General features: G+C 62.4%; 16 protein-coding genes. 11 read left to right on the top strand and 5 right to left on the bottom strand.

Annotated features, from left to right (window positions below):
- Positions 1 to 78: 78 nt before the first annotated feature.
- The gene (locus BC360_RS01645; protein WP_244512651.1) at positions 79 to 2,520 is read right to left on the bottom strand and encodes a spermidine synthase; all 2,442 of its coding nucleotides are present in this window, start codon (positions 2,518 to 2,520) and stop codon (positions 79 to 81) included.
- Between the two features lie 137 nt (positions 2,521 to 2,657).
- Complete coding sequence (locus BC360_RS01640) at positions 2,658 to 4,307, bottom strand: arylsulfatase (RefSeq protein WP_413813715.1); 1,650 nt, start codon at positions 4,305 to 4,307, stop codon at positions 2,658 to 2,660.
- A 470-nt stretch (positions 4,308 to 4,777) separates the two neighbouring features.
- Between BC360_RS01640 and BC360_RS01630 the strand changes: the two genes are divergently transcribed.
- The 8 genes from BC360_RS01630 (at position 4,778) to BC360_RS01595 (ending at position 11,084) form a co-directional block, all read left to right on the top strand.
- A complete protein-coding gene (locus tag BC360_RS01630) occupies positions 4,778 to 5,041 on the top strand; it encodes a hypothetical protein (RefSeq protein ID WP_065794005.1) in 264 nt (87 codons plus the stop codon).
- A gap of 258 nt (positions 5,042 to 5,299) precedes the next feature.
- Entirely contained in the window at positions 5,300 to 5,905 is a 606-nt protein-coding gene (locus tag BC360_RS01625) for a glutathione S-transferase (RefSeq protein ID WP_053253333.1), read from the top strand.
- Positions 5,898 to 6,440 (top strand): dihydrofolate reductase, encoded by a 543-nt coding sequence (locus tag BC360_RS01620; RefSeq protein ID WP_065794262.1) that lies wholly within the window; start codon positions 5,898 to 5,900, stop codon positions 6,438 to 6,440. Before BC360_RS01625 ends, BC360_RS01620 begins: the two co-directional genes overlap by 8 nt.
- Before the next feature lie 251 nt (positions 6,441 to 6,691).
- Positions 6,692 to 7,777: an FtsH protease activity modulator HflK gene (hflK, locus tag BC360_RS01615; protein ID WP_065794004.1), complete on the top strand. Its 1,086-nt coding sequence runs from the start codon at positions 6,692 to 6,694 to the stop codon at positions 7,775 to 7,777.
- Positions 7,774 to 8,697 (top strand): protease modulator HflC, encoded by a 924-nt coding sequence (hflC, locus tag BC360_RS01610; protein ID WP_065786840.1) that lies wholly within the window; start codon positions 7,774 to 7,776, stop codon positions 8,695 to 8,697. Before hflK ends, hflC begins: the two co-directional genes overlap by 4 nt.
- Positions 8,698 to 8,704: 7 nt before the next feature.
- Positions 8,705 to 8,890 (top strand): DUF2065 domain-containing protein, encoded by a 186-nt coding sequence (locus BC360_RS01605; protein ID WP_025427670.1) that lies wholly within the window; start codon positions 8,705 to 8,707, stop codon positions 8,888 to 8,890.
- A gap of 6 nt (positions 8,891 to 8,896) precedes the next feature.
- Positions 8,897 to 9,283 carry an ACT domain-containing protein gene (locus tag BC360_RS01600; protein WP_053253329.1) on the top strand — a complete coding sequence of 129 codons (387 nt, stop codon included), beginning with the start codon at positions 8,897 to 8,899 and terminating at the stop codon, positions 9,281 to 9,283.
- A gap of 361 nt (positions 9,284 to 9,644) precedes the next feature.
- On the top strand, positions 9,645 to 11,084 hold the full coding sequence (locus BC360_RS01595; RefSeq protein ID WP_167590799.1) for a DegQ family serine endoprotease: 1,440 nt from the start codon (positions 9,645 to 9,647) through the stop codon (positions 11,082 to 11,084).
- A 379-nt stretch (positions 11,085 to 11,463) separates the two neighbouring features.
- Here the strand turns inward: BC360_RS01595 and BC360_RS32070 are convergent, their stop codons facing one another.
- On the bottom strand, positions 11,464 to 11,601 hold the full coding sequence (locus tag BC360_RS32070; RefSeq protein WP_161491352.1) for a hypothetical protein: 138 nt from the start codon (positions 11,599 to 11,601) through the stop codon (positions 11,464 to 11,466).
- 94 nt (positions 11,602 to 11,695) lie between these two features.
- On the opposite strand from BC360_RS32070, the gene BC360_RS01590 reads away from it, so the two are divergent.
- The gene (locus tag BC360_RS01590; RefSeq protein ID WP_065794002.1) at positions 11,696 to 12,598 is read left to right on the top strand and encodes a LysR substrate-binding domain-containing protein; all 903 of its coding nucleotides are present in this window, start codon (positions 11,696 to 11,698) and stop codon (positions 12,596 to 12,598) included.
- 447 nt (positions 12,599 to 13,045) lie between these two features.
- Here BC360_RS01590 and BC360_RS01580 read toward each other — a convergent pair whose 3' ends face one another.
- Together BC360_RS01580 and serB are read right to left on the bottom strand one after the other, a co-directional pair.
- The gene (locus BC360_RS01580) at positions 13,046 to 13,621 is read right to left on the bottom strand and encodes a GNAT family N-acetyltransferase (RefSeq protein WP_065794000.1); all 576 of its coding nucleotides are present in this window, start codon (positions 13,619 to 13,621) and stop codon (positions 13,046 to 13,048) included.
- The gene (serB, locus tag BC360_RS01575) at positions 13,618 to 14,505 is read right to left on the bottom strand and encodes a phosphoserine phosphatase SerB (protein WP_065786845.1); all 888 of its coding nucleotides are present in this window, start codon (positions 14,503 to 14,505) and stop codon (positions 13,618 to 13,620) included. Before serB ends, BC360_RS01580 begins: the two co-directional genes overlap by 4 nt.
- On the opposite strand from serB, the gene miaA reads away from it, so the two are divergent.
- The gene (gene miaA, locus BC360_RS01570; protein WP_065793999.1) at positions 14,504 to 15,415 is read left to right on the top strand and encodes a tRNA (adenosine(37)-N6)-dimethylallyltransferase MiaA; all 912 of its coding nucleotides are present in this window, start codon (positions 14,504 to 14,506) and stop codon (positions 15,413 to 15,415) included. The two genes, serB and miaA, sit on opposite strands and share 2 nt — an antisense overlap.
- 299 nt (positions 15,416 to 15,714) lie before the next feature.
- On the top strand, positions 15,715 to 16,056 hold the full coding sequence (locus BC360_RS01565) for a potassium channel family protein (RefSeq protein ID WP_208858142.1): 342 nt from the start codon (positions 15,715 to 15,717) through the stop codon (positions 16,054 to 16,056).
- Positions 16,057 to 16,100: the final 44 nt, after the last annotated feature.

Raw genomic sequence — 16,100 nt, 5'->3', positions numbered from 1 at the left:
TGTTTAGACGCGCAAAGGTCGCTCTCCGAACACCTCCCTGCGTCCGCAGGGCTCTCCCCCGTTTGAACAGGCCGACGCTCAGTCGTCGGCCTTGGCGACGAACCAGTTGAAATAGCCGTTCTCCGGATCGGTCCGCTGCAGCAGGTCCATGTCCCGAGCCCATTCATCCCGGTATCCGGCATAGGCATTGAGCGAAGCCTGATAGAACAGCATCAGCTGATTGTGCGACTTGGAGACCAACTTCGCGAAATCCGGATCTGCCGCCGTGATCGGGAGTTCGGTCCGCTGCCCGATCAGGGCAGGCAGCGTTCTTTGGATTTCGTCGGACCGCACCCAGGTGCCGTATTCGATCCGCGGATGATCATCGGTGACGGGCAGGGCGTTTCCCGCATAACGCTCGAGCCCCGCACGATCCATCATCCACGTTGCCAGCAAATCGGCTTCGTTGCGCACACCGATTTCGGCGAGGGCGGCCGCCAGGACGGGGTCATCGAAGCGGCGTGCTATCTTGTCTGCAGCGAGGACCTGCGGCGCAAGGGAGCCAATCAACAGCATTTCATGAAGCTCGGTCGTCCAAAGCGTCACGTGGGGAAAGACATCCAGAAAACTGCGAACGAGCGACCGCGTGTCTTCGTCGTTCTGGGTTGCGATCGGCAGCCATTGCGCGACTGATCCGTTCGCCGTGAGCCTTTCCCGTGCCAGTTGGTAGAAATCCGACGAATAGAGATTGACCACCCCGGCAGCCGACGGCGGGGGCGGCTCGAGCGTGATGAGGTCGTAATGCTCGTCGCTGGCCAGAAGCTCGCGTCGCCCATCCCGCAGCCGCACTTCGATGCGCGGATCCTTGGCGGCGTTGAAGTTCCCCCTGAAATGCGCGGAGGCCTCCACGACAGCCGGAAGCAACTCCGCCACGACGCGCCGCTCCAATCCCGGGTAGGCGAGCAGCGAGCCTGCGGTAATCCCGGTCCCAAGTCCGATGACGAGGGCGGATTTCGGCTGTTCGCTCTGGATGATCAACGGCAGCAACGCCTGAAGGCGCATGTAGCGGAGCGACGGCATCGCATCGCCAGTGTTTGATACGCCCTGGATATACAGCCTTTTGAAGCGCCTGTCCGACTTGCCCTGCTCGATCACGGCGACGGTTGCGCCCAGGCCCTCGTCGTAGGAGACGATCGTCCCGTTGCCCCGCGTTGTGTTGAGAAGGTCCGCGAGATGGCTTTTGGGGGTGGCGACCGTCAGCACCACGACGGCCGCACCCGCAGCGAGCACAAGAGCCTTGAACCTGTTGCGTCCTGATCCCTCGTAAGCGGCGACGATGCCGATCGCCGCCGCAATCGATGCGAGAATGCCGAGGCTGGTAACGATACCGAGCGCCGGGACCAGCACGAACCCAGTCACCAGCGTCCCCAGAATTCCGCCAAGCGTGTTGAAGGCGAGAACGCGGCCGGTGTCGCGGCCGGCATGGCGGGTATCGACCGCGAGACGAAGCACCACGGGGAAGGCCGCGCCGAGCAGCAGCGTCGGACCGAAGACGATCGTAAGGGAGGCAACCAGGAAGCGGGCGCACATCCCGACGAAGAGACTGCCGGTCCCTTCGACCATCCACGTCTCGGCCAGTGATTGCAGCGAGATCAGCCAGGGCCCGAGGAGGGCGATTTCGGCCAGCGCCAGGAGGCCCGCGCCGGAGATAAACAGCCCGAACAGCCCCCAGGGATCAGGCGTGCGATCGGCCCGCTTCGAGAGCAAGAAGGAGCCGCCCGCGAGGCCCAGGAGGTAGGTCGCGAGCACAATGGAAAAAGCGAAGGATCGGGTCGATATGAATTGAACAACAGCCTGTGACCAGACGACTTCATATCCCAAGGCGACAGCGCCAGCGATCGCGTACAACACAAGGGCGAGCATGGATCCGTGTTTTGGATCCGTCGCGCTCGGCGGTTGTGGCGAAGCAGCGTGTGAAAAAGAATTCAGCGACAGTGCCAGCATCGCCGCCGCAATCGCAAATCCAGCCGCGGCAAAGGCTGTGCCCGTGACGCCGAAAGCCGGAATGAGCGCGAATGGAACGGCCAGGCAACCGAAAATCGCGCCGAGGGTGTTTGCGGCATAGAGCCTTCCGCCCTTCACCCCCACGCCGCCAGGCACTGACGCAAGCGAACTCACAACAACTGGCAGGGTGCCGCCCATCAAGAAAGCAGGGGTGGCGACCAGGCCAATGAGAAGCCCCCAAGCGGTAAGCGGCGTGGCCTGTTCGAGCGAGACAAAAAGCGGAGCGATATGGGAGAGGCAAACGGTGACGGCAAGGCCGAGGACGGCAACCAGCACTTCGAACAGGGCGTAGAGGCGCAAGGGACGCCGGGACCGGTCGATGAGGCGGCCAATAATCAGGCTGCCTGCTGCCATGCCGATGAAGAACGCGCTGACGCCCGTACTGACCGCGTAGACATCAACGCCCGTGACAATAGAAAGCTGCTTTATCCAGAGGACTTGAAATATCAGTGCCGCAGCGCCCGATAAAAGCAGCATGACCCCGGCAATCGCAGGGACTGTTCTGTTCTGCGACCGGGATGACGGAAGTGCTGAGGAGACTGCAAGATCCCTTGTTGGCACGCTTCTACTCCTTGAAAGCCGAGAGGCGGCGGGTTACCCGCCGCCTCATCCCGTTACTGCGCGGATGCGGCCTTCGCCTTGCTCAAGATTTCGTCGATCTTGGCATGCACGCCTTCCTCGATCTGGTCGATCGAGAAGCTGGCCGGCTTCTGGCTCGGCGGGTACTCGATGAAGGTTTCCAGGAACGCTGCAGACTTCGTCACGCCTTGTGCGGTCAGATAGGCATTCTTGGTGAGCCAGTCATCGTACTGGTCCGAGACGACATCGGCGCGCTCGTAAGGATCCATGCGCAGGTTGAAGACCTTCGGAACACGCAGGCAAGCGAACTGGTCCTGCCAAACTGCGAAGCCACCCGGCGCTTGCATCTCGCAGAAGACGTACTTCCAGTTCTCGTAGCGCATGCCGACGAGCTTGGCGTCATCGTTGAAATAGAAGAACTCGTTGCGGGCGCTCTTCGGCTGTTCACCGAGCAGATAGGGGAGCTGGTTATAGCCGTCGAGGTGCACCTTGAAGTCCTTGTCGCCAAGCGTAGTTCCCTTCAGCAGGCGCTCCTTGATGTCCTTGTCGCCGGCGGCTGCGAGCAATGTCGGGAACCAGTCGAGCCCGGACATCATCTCGGTGCTGGTGCCAGGCTTGATCTTGCCCGGCCAGCGGATCATCGCGGGAACACGAAATGCGCCTTCCCAATTCGAGTCCTTTTCACTGCGGAACGGCGTGGTTGCCGCATCCGGCCAGGAGAACTGGTTGGGGCCGTTGTCGGTCGTGTAAACGACGATCGTGTTGTCAGCGATCTTCAACTCGTCGAGCAGATCGAGCAGCTTGCCGACATCATTGTCATGCTCGATCATGCCGTCGGCGTAGTCGTTGCCCGGCATGCCGCTCTGCCCCTTGTACTGGTCTCGCACGTGCGTGAAGAGGTGCATGCGTGTGGTGTTCATCCAGGTGAAGAAGGGCTTCTTTTCCTGTGTCTGCTTCTTGATGAACTCCATCGCCGCTGCAGTCGTTTCGTCGTCGATGGTCTCCATGCGCTTGGTGTTGAGCGCACCGGTGTCCTCCACCTTGCCATCGGCGAAGGAGTGCAGGACGCCGCGAGGCGCGTAGCTCTTCAGGAACGCCGGGTCGTCCTTCGGCCAGTAGGGTCGTTCGGGTTCCTCCTCGGCGTTCAGATGATAGAGATTGCCGAAGAACTCGTCGAAGCCGTGGGCGGTCGGAAGAAAGCGGTCCTGGTCGCCAAGGTGGTTCTTGCCGAACTGGCCGGTCGCATAGCCGAGCGGCTTCAGTGCCTGGGCGATCGTCACGTCACGGTCCTGAATGCCGACTGGCGCACCGGGCACGCCGACCTTCGACATACCCGTGCGCAGCACCGTCTGCCCGGTAATGAAGGTGGAGCGACCTGCCGTGCAGCTGTTCTCGGCATAGTAGTCCGTGAACTTCATGCCGTCTCTGGCGATCCGGTCGATGTTCGGCGTGTTATATCCCGTCACGCCGAAGGAATAGGCGCTGATGTTGGTCTGGCCGATATCGTCGCCGAAGATGACGAGGATGTTCGGCTTTGCGGCGTCCTGCGCGTAGGCGGAAACGGCGGTGGCCGATATGGTCGAAAACAAAACGGTCCCGGCCAAGGCCAAAGCTTTGGGTTTGCCTGCACGGGCGGCTGCGGACGCAGCCAACCGCGCAAGACCACGCTTCAAGTCCATGCTCATCTAGTGTCTCCCTGAGGTCAATAAGTAGGTTGCTCTCGTGATGGAAGGTAAAGTCTCGAAGGAACGCCGGCAGTTTGGGAGAAATGGTCGCACGCACAAGTACGTAACAGTAACGAAAGCCGAAAGACGCCGCGGGGAGCGTCCCTGAGACTGGCCGTTCGGTCGCGATGACCAGCCTTGCTTAGAAGGTGCTTTTTCGCCCCGCGTCGTGCCATCTCGCAGTCACCTGGGCGAACGCCATGCCATCGATGCGACCGTCTTGCACGCCGCAAACGCGGTCCGTTACCGTTACGTACTTTCGGAACCGGCAAAGGCTCGGCATGCTCTCGGAAAAGAACAAGGGAAGCGCGAAGCGGCTGAAGGCAAGAGCAAGCGATAATCGGCGGCTCCAGGTGCCCGGATGCGTTGCGTCGGACGGCTTCACGGCAGATCGGCAAGGGGCATTGACATCGTTTTGGCGGAACTGACTCATGGCTTCGGACAACAAGCAACTGGGACTTCTCAGACTCATGCTGCAACTGCCTGGCGTTCGCGGCCAGTTGCAGCTTCTCAGCGCCAGCAACGCTTCTGTTGCTGGCCTGTGTGAGGCCTATGGCGAGGCAAGCGAGATGCTGGAAAGGCAGCGCCGCCTCGGAGGACGCGACAAGGATCTCATCGCCGAATTCGAATCCATCTGTCGGGGCATCGAGGAAGACGTGCTTGCGATCTGCTTGATCAAGGCGGGAGGCAGGTGAGTATTGACGCCATCCTCGGAGCTCACCGCGCGGTCCCGTCTTTACTGCTACTGCATAATTCCTTAGATCGAAATCGATTTAAGGAATTATGCAGCAACTCTGACGGGGCGCCGGTCCGGGCGGTGAGGGCAGGGCCGTCGATACGGGCATTCGCGTGACGGCGGGAGACCGGGAGGGTTTGCCGCCGCTTACATAATTCAAGCGTTGCAGTGTTCCTTGCGTGTCTTGTTTGGCGCGCGGCGCTGCCGGGAGGTTTCGATGCTGACGCTCGTCCACGCACCGCTGTCGCGCTCGTCGCGCATCGTATGGCTGCTTGAGGAGATCGGTGCGGAATACGAGATCCGCTATGTCTCGATCCGCCGCTGGGATGGCACCGGCGCGCCCGACGATGACAACCCGCATCCGCACAAGCAGGTGCCGGCGCTCCTGCACAAGGGCGCGCTGATCTGGGAATCGGCGGCCGTGGTGCAATACCTCACCGATCTTCATCCGGAGTGCAGCCTCGGCCGGGCGCCTGGCCATCCCGAGCGCGGCGCCTATCTCTCCTGGCTTGCCTATTATGCCGGCGTGATCGAGCCGACGGCGCTTGCGCATATCACCGGCGCGACGATCAACAATCCGGCGCAGGCGCGGCTCTACAGCGAAATGTGCGCCCATGTGATCGATGTGCTCAGCCGGCAGACCTATCTGCTCGGCCCGACGATGAGCGCGGCCGACCTGCTGCTTGCAAGCGCGCTGCAATGGATGCGAAAGATCCTGCCCGAGAGCGAGGTGGTCGACCGCTACATCCGGGTGGTCACGGACCGGGCAGCCTATGTCAGGGCAAGAGAAATCGACAGCAAACCGAATGGGTTCCATGACTGATATCAGCACCAAACAGCCGAAAATCTCCCTTATCGCCGCGGTTGCGGCCAACGGCGTCATCGGGCGCGAGGGCGATCTACCGTGGCGGCTTCCGACCGACCTCAAGCGCTTCAAGGCGCTGACGATGGGCAAGCCCGTGATCATGGGGCGCAAGACCTGGGCCTCGATCGGCCGTCCGCTGCCGGGCCGGGCGAACATCGTCATCAGCCGCAGTGCCGATTTTTCCGCCGAGGGCGCGATCGTCGCGCATTCGCTGGGAGATGCGCTGGCCGCGGCGCGCCGCGCCGCCTCAGTGGCCGGCGTCGACGAAGTCTGCGTCGTCGGCGGCGGCGAGATCTATCGCCAGGCGATCGGCGTGGCGGATATCCTTCATATCACCGAGGTTCCGGCCGACGTCGAGGGCGACGCCCGATTTCCTGATATCGATCCCGCCATCTTCGATAAGGTGTTCGAGGAAGATCTGCCGCAGGGCGAGAAAGACAGCCATGCCATGCATTTCGTGACCTGGCGCCGCCGGGTTGCCGCTGGCGCATAACCCTTTAGGTCGGTGCCGGTTGAAAGAGGGGTTATGCAGCGATCTTCACGTGTTGCAGGGTCCTTGGTGCGGCATAAGCGACGCGCGGCGCTGGAATGGCCCATTCGTCAACTATTTTGAACCATTTACGGTGAACTCTGGCGTATCGCGTTGAAAGCGATGCCTGTCATACTTATAACGGGTTCAGATCGTGGACGAACGTGCGCTCGCACGGCAGTTCATCGTGAGAAGTTTTCAAAAGAGAGGTTTTGATGCCCTGGAGCAATCAGAATGGCGGCGGCGGCCCTTGGGGCGGCGGCGGCGGCAATCAGGGGCCATGGGGCCAGGGGCCGAACCGGCCGCGCGGCAAAGGCGGCCCGCCGGATCTCGAGGAGATCATTCGCCGTGGCCAGGATCAGCTGAAGAACGTCGTTCCCGGCGGTTTCAACGGCGGCGTCTTCGCCATCGTCGGCCTGCTGATCGTCGGCTTCATCCTGATCAACTCGATCTATACCGTCCAGCCGGATGAACGGGGCGTCGAAATGCGCTTCGGCAAGCCGAAGGACGAGATCTCGATGCCGGGCCTGCACTATCATTTCTGGCCGCTGGAAACCGTTGAATTCGTCAAGATCACCGAGCAGCAGCAGAATATCGGCGGCCGCAACAGCGGTCAGTCCAATGCCGGCCTGATGCTCACCGGCGACCAGAACATCGTCAACGTCCAGTTCTCGGTGCTGTTCTCGGTCACGGATCCGAAGGCTTACCTCTTCAACGTCGAGAATCCGGCTGACACGCTGCAGCAGGTCGCCGAAAGCGCGATGCGCGAAGTGGTCGGCCGTCGTCCGGCCCAGGATATTTTCCGCGACAACCGTCAGGCGATCGCCGCCGACGTGAAGAGCACGATCCAGGCAACGATGGACAGCTACGGCGCCGGCGTTTCCGTCAACACCGTGGCGATCGAAGATGCGGCTCCGCCGCGCGAAGTCGCCGACGCGTTCGACGAAGTGCAGCGCGCCGAGCAGGACGAAGACCGCTTCGTCGAAGAAGCCAACCAGTACGCCAACCAGATCCTCGGCAAGGCCCGCGGTCAGGGCGCGCAGATCCGCGAAGAGGCAGCCGCCTACAAGGATCGCGTCGTCAAGGAAGCGGAAGGTGAGGCCCAGCGCTTCATCTCGGTCTATGACGAATATTCCAAGGCGCCTGACGTAACCCGCAAGCGTCTCTATCTCGAAACGATGCAGGGCATCCTCGGCAAGTCGAAGAAGGTCATCATCGACGAGAAGAACGGGCAGGGCGTCGTGCCCTATCTGCCGCTGAATGAAATCGGTCGGCCGGCACAGTCGGGAGGCGCACAGTGATCAACAATCGTACTTCAATCATCCTAATCCTGCTCGCCGTCGTCTTCGTCGGTCTCTATTCGTCGATCTTCGTGGTCAACCAGCGCCAGCAGGCGATCGTCGTCCGCTTCGGCCAGATCCAGGACGTCAAGACGGAGCCGGGTCTCTACTTCAAGCTGCCCTTCGCCTTCATGGATGCCGACCGCGTTCAGTATGTCGAGGCACAGGCCCTGCGCTTCGATCTCGACAACATCCGCGTCCAGGTCTCGGGCGGCAAGTTCTATGAAGTCGACGCCTTCGTCGTCTACAAGATCGCCGATCCCCGCCGCTTCCGCGAAACCGTTTCGGGCGATCGCGATTCTGCCGAGGCACGTCTGCGCACCCGTCTCGACGCATCGCTGCGTCGCGTCTACGGTCTGCGCGGCTTCGAGGCGGCCCTGTCCGACGAGCGTGCATCGATGATGCGCGAAGTTCGCGCCGACCTCAAAACCGACGCCGAATCGCTCGGCCTCAACATCGAGGACGTTCGCATCCGTCGCACGGACCTTACGCAGGAAGTCTCGCAGCAGACCTTCGACCGCATGAAGGCCGAGCGTCTGGCAGAAGCCGAACTGATCCGCGCCCGGGGTAACGAAGCCGGCCAGCGTCGCCGCGCCATCGCCGACCGTCAGGTCGTCGAGATCGTCGCCGACGCTCAGCGCGAATCGGAAATCCTGCGTGGTGAAGGCGAAGCCGCACGGACGAAGACCTTTGCCGACGCATTTGCGCGCGACCCGAAGTTCTTCGAATTCTACCGTTCGATGACCGCCTACACGCAGTCGATCGGCAGCTCGGACACGACGCTCGTGCTGTCGCCGCATTCGGAGTTCTTCCGTTACTTCAATGACTCGGAAGGCAACGCACCGGCTGCGACAACCACGCAACCGACGACCGGGAACTAGGCGGACAATGTCCGACTTTCTGACCGGGATTGCTTTTTTCCTGATCATCGAGGGGCTGGTGTACGCACTGGCCCCTTTGGTTTTAGTAGAATTGGCGAAGCGTTTGCCGTATGTCCCGGAGCATCAGCTTCGACTGGCCGGGGTATTTTCCGTCGCCGCCGGGGTCGGACTTGTCTGGTTGCTTCGAGGATAATGCGAAATGCCACATAAACTGCTGATCCGGCTGGTCGATGCCGAATATGCGATCACCCGTCTCAACGTCGGTTCCCAGATGCCGGAATGGCTGCCGGGGCCGGGTTTCTGGACCGTGTCCAGCTCGCGAGAGGAAATGACCCTCGTCTGCCGCGCCGCGCGCGTGCCCTCCAGCACCCAGAGTTCGCTCGGCTGGCGCTGCTTCCGCATCGAACAGCATTTCAGCTTCGACGTGCCCGGCGTGCTTTCTTCCGTGCTCAGGCCGCTATCGGCCGCGGGTGTCGGCGTCTTTGCCAATTCGACCTTCAGCACCGACTATATCTTCGTGGCCGGTTCCGATCTCGACAAGGCGGTGCAGGCGCTGAAAGAACACGGGCACGAGATCACCATCTGATCGCCGCCCAGCATCCGCTCTTTCGGGCGGATCAGAAAATCGTGTCTGGACGCTTCTGAATTCCGCCGTATCTTCACTGGAAGATCGGGCGGAGCGCGATCCCCGGATCGCGTCGCTGTCGCCACTGCATAATTCCTTCGATCTGGATCGATCGCGGGATAAGCTATGCGGCAAACCAAAGTCGCTGCAGCGACCCTTGCGCTTCGTCGGGCGCATGGGGCTGCAGAGCATCGCATGACGCGGTATCGCTGCCGGTACCGCACCGCCGAGACAACGTGAGGAGCTCCGCGAATTGTCCACTCGATCGAAAACCTTCGGCGCGCTGGCGCTGGCCGCCACGCTGCTTCTTTCCAACACGGCGATGGCGCAGACGGCCGCCGTTCGTCCGCCGAGCAATGGCCCCGCATCCGTCGCCGACCTTGCGGCCGGCCTGCTCGATGCGGTCGTGAACATTTCGACGTCCCAGAGCGTCAAGAACGACGACAATGCGCCGACGCCGCAGGTGCCCGAAGGCTCGCCCTACCAGGACTTCTTCGATGAGTTCTTCAAGGGGCAGGGCGACAAGGGCGGCAACCGCCAGCGCACCGTCAATTCGCTCGGCTCCGGCTTCGTCATCGATCCGGCCGGCGTCATCGTCACCAACAATCACGTGATCGAAGGTGCCGACGATATCGAGGTGATCTTCGCCAATGGCAGCAAGCTCAAGGCCAAGCTGGTCGGCAAGGATCCCAAGACCGACCTCGCGGTGCTCAAGGTCGAGCCGAAAACGCCGTTGAAGGCGGTTCCCTTCGGCGATTCCCGCAAGATGCGCATCGGTGACTGGGTCATGGCGATCGGCAACCCGTTCGGCCTCGGCGGTTCGGTGTCCGTCGGCATCATCTCGGCGCGCGGCCGCAACATCAATGCCGGCCCCTACGACAATTTCATCCAGACCGACGCTGCCATCAACCGCGGCAATTCCGGCGGCCCGCTGTTCAACATGCAGGGCGAAGTGATCGGCATCAACACGGCGATCATTTCGCCGTCGGGCGGCTCGATCGGCATCGGCTTTTCCGTTCCGACCGAGCTTGCCGCTAACGTCGTGCTGCAGCTGAAGGACTTCGGTGAGACGCGGCGCGGCTGGCTCGGCGTGCGCATCCAGCCGGTTACGGACGATATCGCCGAAAGCCTGAAGATGGCCTCGCCGCGCGGCGCGCTGGTGTCGGGCATCATCGAGGGCGGGCCGATCGCCAAGGGTGAGATCAAGGCCGGCGACGTCATCATCAAGTTCGACGGCAAGGATGTCAGCGAGATGCGCGACCTGCCGCGCGCGGTCGCCGAAAGCACCGTCGGCAAGGCCGTCGACGTGGTGATCATACGCGATGGCAAGGAGCAGACGGTCAAGGTCACGCTCGGGCGGCTGGAGGACGGCGAGGACATCGCCAACGCCGCGGCGACCACCAATGATGAAGGCGGCGAGGACAAGAAGGGCGACCAGCCGCCTGCGGCCGTGCTGCCCGCCACCGACACGGTGCTCGGCATGAAGCTGACCACGCTCAATGCCGAAAGCCGCAAGAAGTTCGGCATCTCCGACGATGTCGAAGGCGTGGTGATCGCCGAGGTGCAGGCGGGATCTGCAGCGGCCGAACGCCGGGTGGAGCCGGGCGACGTTATCGTCGAGGTCGGCCAGGAGGCGATGGATACGCCTGACGACGTGTCCGAGCGCGTCGAAGAGCTGAAATCCGACGGCCGGCGCAATGCGCTGCTGATGCTTTCCAACAAGACCGGCGAACTGCGCTTCGTCACGGTGCGCATGGAATAGGACGGCGCGGCGCGATGGCATTTTCCTGAATCCTTTCAGGTCCATCGCGCCACTCTTTCGCAGGTCGATTCCGATCCCTGAGATTTCGATTCAATGCGGCCCGTGCGCTGAGCCGGCATCGATTTGAAGAGGGAGGCACGCGGCTGTCTGCAAGTGAACAGCATCCTTTGCGCGTCCCGTTTTGGCAGTTCGCGTGCTGCGGCGACGGGCTCTTATCGACCGATCACTTTGAGGTACCCCGTGCCGCATCTTGCCGGCAGGACGGCATGGCGGGCCAAGCCAGATCAGTCGCCGGCATACTGCATAATTCCTTAAATCGGAATCGATTTAAGGAGAAAATTATGCAGCAGATTTAAGGAGTTACAGCGTCCTTTGCGCGTCATATTTGACGCGCGGCGCTGTAGCGTGCACCCGCACAAGCTGCCTCGTCCGATCCGGTGTGGCGTGTCTGGCGCGTTGGCGGCTGAAAGGTCAACAGGCGCAACGCGTCGATCAGGATCTCGAGGATGGCAGACATGGCAGGATCCTCCTTTCTGTCCCCTCATTTCAACGCACTTGCCGCCAGGTCTCAAACGAGTTTACAGTCGGCTTCGGATGACTTGAGGTTATGCATGAAGCGCGGCCGTCTGCCCCTGACAGCATTGCGGAGTTTCGAGGCGGCGGGCCGGCTCGAAAGCTTCACGCTGGCTGCGGGCGAACTCTTCGTCTCGCAGGCCGCAATCAGCCGGCAGATCCGCGAGCTGGAAGACCTTGTCGGCCGGCCGCTGTTCGAACGGCGCCACCGCAGCGTCAGCCTGACGGCGGAGGGGCGGTCGCTGCTTTCGGTGCTGACCTCTGCCTTCGACATGGTCGGCGACAGCCTGGAGGCGCTCTCCGGGCGCAAGGCGAACCAGGTGCTGAGGGTGAGCGCCGAGCCTTCCTTTGCCGGTTGCTGGCTGGTGCCGCATCTGGCTGAGTTCCAGGGCGAGCATCCGGAGATCGACCTGCTGATCGACGCCGACCCACGGCTGGTGGAGTTTCGCAGCGGCGACGCCGATATCGCCATTCGCCACAGCGTCAAGTTCTCGTCCTGGCCGCGCGTCGAAGCGCGACGACTTGCTGAGGTCGAGATGATCCCCGTGATTGCGCCGGAGCTCACCCGGTCCGGCAGGCCGCTTTTGACGCCGGTTGATCTCATGCAGCATGCGCTCCTGTCCGAGGACAATCGCGAGCTTTGGGAGCAATGGTTTGCCGCCGCCGGGGCGGGGCCGGTGCGCATCGAACGCGGCGCGATCTTTAACGATGGCGCCATGGTGCTGCAGGCGACGCTGCGCGGCAACGGTGTCGGACTGATCGACCGCGATCATGTGTGCGACGACGTTGAGGCGGGGCGTTTGCTGCAGCCGTTCGATATCTCCGTACCCTATGGCGCCTTGTGGCTGGTGGTCCGGCGTTTCGACGCATTGTCGGAGGCGGCACAGGCGTTTGTGGCGTGGGTCGAGCGGACATATCCGGGGGCAGGGCGCGGGAATTGAGCTTCGAGTGGTTCTGTGAAGTGCGCTGGGTGGGGCTGCCCCTCATCCGCCTGCCGGCACCTTCTCCCCGCGCACGGGGAGAAGGCCGATGGTCTTGACCGTTTCAACGGAAACAATGGATTGGGCCCTCACTGTCCTGCCGGACATCTCTCCCCGCAGGCGGGAGAAGGCCCGGATGCAACCGGTTGGCGCCGCTCAAACGTTGCGGGTTGGCGAGATGAGTGCGGCTTGCGTCTCTCTCCCCGCTGGCGGGGAGAGATGTCCGGCAGGACAGTGAGGGGCAAGCGCCAGGCGACAAGCGGCGAGCAACTACAGCGCCGCGCGTCTTATCAGACGCGCAAAGGTCGCTGTAGCACTTTGAATTGCTGCATGTTTTTGTCCTTGAAACGGCTACGATTCAAGGAAACATGCAGCAGCGAACTCCGCAAGCCGCAGCTTATGGCGCGATCACGCTCCGCGCTTTGCCCGCTGCGCCTGCCAGTCCGCCCTGGTCGTCGCGTAGAGCACATGGCGAACGAGCTGTGGCTTGTCGGCGGGAATGCGCGGGTGGTTGAAGTCGCGTGCCGGGTCCCGGTGCATTCCGAGGCGGGCCATGACGGCGGTCGAGCGGGTGTTTTCGGGGATGGCGAAGGAGACGATTTCGCGAAGACCCTGCTCCTCGAAGCCGTAGCGCAGGAGATCGCGCGCGGCCTCGCTGATATAGCCCTTGCCCCAGAAGGGTAGCGCGAGCCGCCAGCCGATCTCGACGGTGCCTTGCGGCAGACAGGGTTCAAGGTCGGTATAAGCGAGGCCGCAGAAGCCGATGGGGCGGTCGTCGGCCTTGAGCGCCACCGCAAAGAAGCCGAGCCCGGTTTCGGCAATGCCGCGGCCGACGCGGTCGAACAGCGCGTCGGATTCCTCCCTGCTGCGGCGATGGGGGAAGAATTCCATCACCTTGGGATCGCTGTTGATCTCGAAGAAGAGATCACGGTCGCTTTCCTTCCAGGCGCGGATGCGCAGCCGTTCGGTCTCGGAAACGATCATCTGATGAAATCGGTCTTTCGATAGCCCTGCAGATAGAGAAGGGCCGTGAGGTCGCCATGGTCGATGCGGACCTTCGCCTGCTCGGCGACCACGGGCTTGGCGTGCAGCGCGACGCCGGTGCCGGCCAGCTGCAGCATGCCAAGGTCGTTGGCGCCGTCGCCGACGGCAAGCGCTTCGTCGGTCGAGATACCAAGCCGGCCGGCAATGTCGAGGAGGGCGTCGACCTTGGCCTGCTTGCCGAGGATCGGTTCGGCGACCTCGCCGGTCAGCGTGCCGTCCTTCTCGATCAGCGTATTGGCGCGGTTCTCCTGGAAACCGAGCATGTCTGCGACCGGGCCGGTAAACACGGTAAAGCCGCCGGATACGAGCGCGGTGTAGTAGCCCTTGGCCTTCATGGTGGCGATCAGCTCAGGGCCGCCCGGCGTCAGCGTGATGCGCCTGGCGATGACATCGCCGACGACGCTCGAGGGCAGGCCTTTCAGCAGCGCGACGCGCTCGATCAGCGCCGGCTCGAAGGCGATCTCGCCGTTCATGGCGCGCGCGGTAATGGCGGCGACCTTGTCCTTGAGCCCGACTTCGGCGGCAAGTTCGTCGATGCATTCCTGGCCGATCATGGTGGAATCCATGTCGGCGATCAGAAGCTTCTTGCGCCTGGTGTCGGTGTCCTGGACGGCGACATCGACGGCCAAGCCGCTGAGGGCGCCGCGCAGCGCCGCCTCGGCGGCAAAGGGATCTGTGCCGTCGGTGAGCGCGAGGTCGCAGGCGATGCCATCGGCAAGCCAATAGAGACCGGATGCCTTGACGGCGTCAGCGGCGGCTTCCGCGAGCGCTGGCGTCAGAACAGGATTTGACGGATTGGCGATAAGCGTGGCAACGAGAGCCATGGACAACAACCTTGAAACCGATACGGACGCGATCCTGATAACCGGGCCGACCGCCAGCGGCAAGTCCGCGCTTGCGGTCGAATTGGCGCGCCGGCATGGCGGCGTCGTCATCAACGCCGACAGCATGCAGGTCTACGACACGTTGCGGGTGCTGACGGCGCGCCCCGACGAGGCCGACATGGGCGGTGTCGAGCACTGTCTTTACGGCCATGTGCCGGCCGGCGAGGCCTATTCGACCGGGGGATGGCTGCGCGAGGCCGAGGCGCTGGTCGGCGCGCTGCGCAAGGACGGTCGCCTGCCGGTCTTCGTCGGCGGCACTGGGCTCTATTTCAAGGCGCTGACCGGTGGGCTTGCCGACATGCCCGAAATTCCAGCCGCCATTCGCGACGGGCTGCGCGAGCGGCTGAGGCAAGAGGGGCCGGAAGGGCTCCATGCCGAGCTTGCCGTGCGCGATCCGCAGACGGCAGGCACGCTGAAGGTCGGCGACGGCCAGCGTATCGTGCGTGCGCTCGAAGTGGTGGAGGCGACCGGCCAGTCGATCCGCGTCTACCAGCAGAAAAGCGGCCCTCAGATCATCGATCCGCAGCGGGCGCGAAAGCTGGTCGTGCTACCGGATCGCAAGGTGCTGCACGACCGCATCAACCGCCGCTTCGGCTTGATGCTGTCAGGCGGGGCGATCGGCGAGGTGCGAGCGCTCTTGGCGCTGAACCTCAATCAGGACATGCCGGTGATGAAGGCGATCGGCGTTGCCCAAATTGCAGCACTCCTGCGCGGCGAGATTGATGAGGCCGAGGTGGTCGAGACCGGCTCTGCGGCAACCCGGCAATATGCCAAGCGGCAGATGACCTGGTTCCGCAACCAGCTCGACGATAGCTGGCAGCGCATCGAGAGTGCTGCCGAGGCAATGTGAGCTCTGCCAGATGTGATCGTCTCACGATGACAGAATCCATAGGTCGTTACCGTTACCGAGTTGACATTTATCCACATTAGATCACCCTAAATTGTATATGGACTGCAGCGGTAATCTGGTCGTCGGCATAAGTTGGAAATGTCTTTCAGACGGTCATCCTACAGCGCCGCGCGTCTTATCGGACGCGCAAAGGTCGCTGTAGCACTTTGAATTGCTGCATGTTTTTGTCCTTAAAGCGGATACGATTTAAGGAGACATGCAGTAGGGATAGCCGGCTTTCGTTTCTCGGGCAGGGTCCGATGGGGTCTAAGCACATAAGACGGATCTTCTTTATCGAGCTCTATCGACAGCTTGGCGTTGTCTGGCCAATCCTGTCCGGCGTTCTTTGCATCATGGTTGGGTGCGGCCTCTTGATTGGGCGGATAGAGGGATGGCGGATGACCGACACCCTGTATTTCACCTTCGTCACTGGTCTGACCATCGGTTACGGCGATCTGGTGCCGAGCCATGCTTCTTCGCGCGTGCTGGCCGTCATGATCGGTCTTACGGGGATTGTGCTCACTGGCCTTGTTGCAGCCGTCAGTGTCCAGGCGCTGAGGGCCACGGCGAATGGTCGCACCGAGCGAGAGCCGCTAGACTGAGCCTTGTTCACTGTCGCCGTCCGCCGTCCGGTCGAGAAGCCTCG

Origin of the sequence: Ensifer sp. LC163 (assembly GCF_001695855.1) — a bacterium.
Lineage (GTDB): Bacteria > Pseudomonadota > Alphaproteobacteria > Rhizobiales > Rhizobiaceae > Ensifer.
Note: the sequence above shows the minus strand (reverse complement) of the source record. Positions and strands in the feature narration are given on the sequence as shown.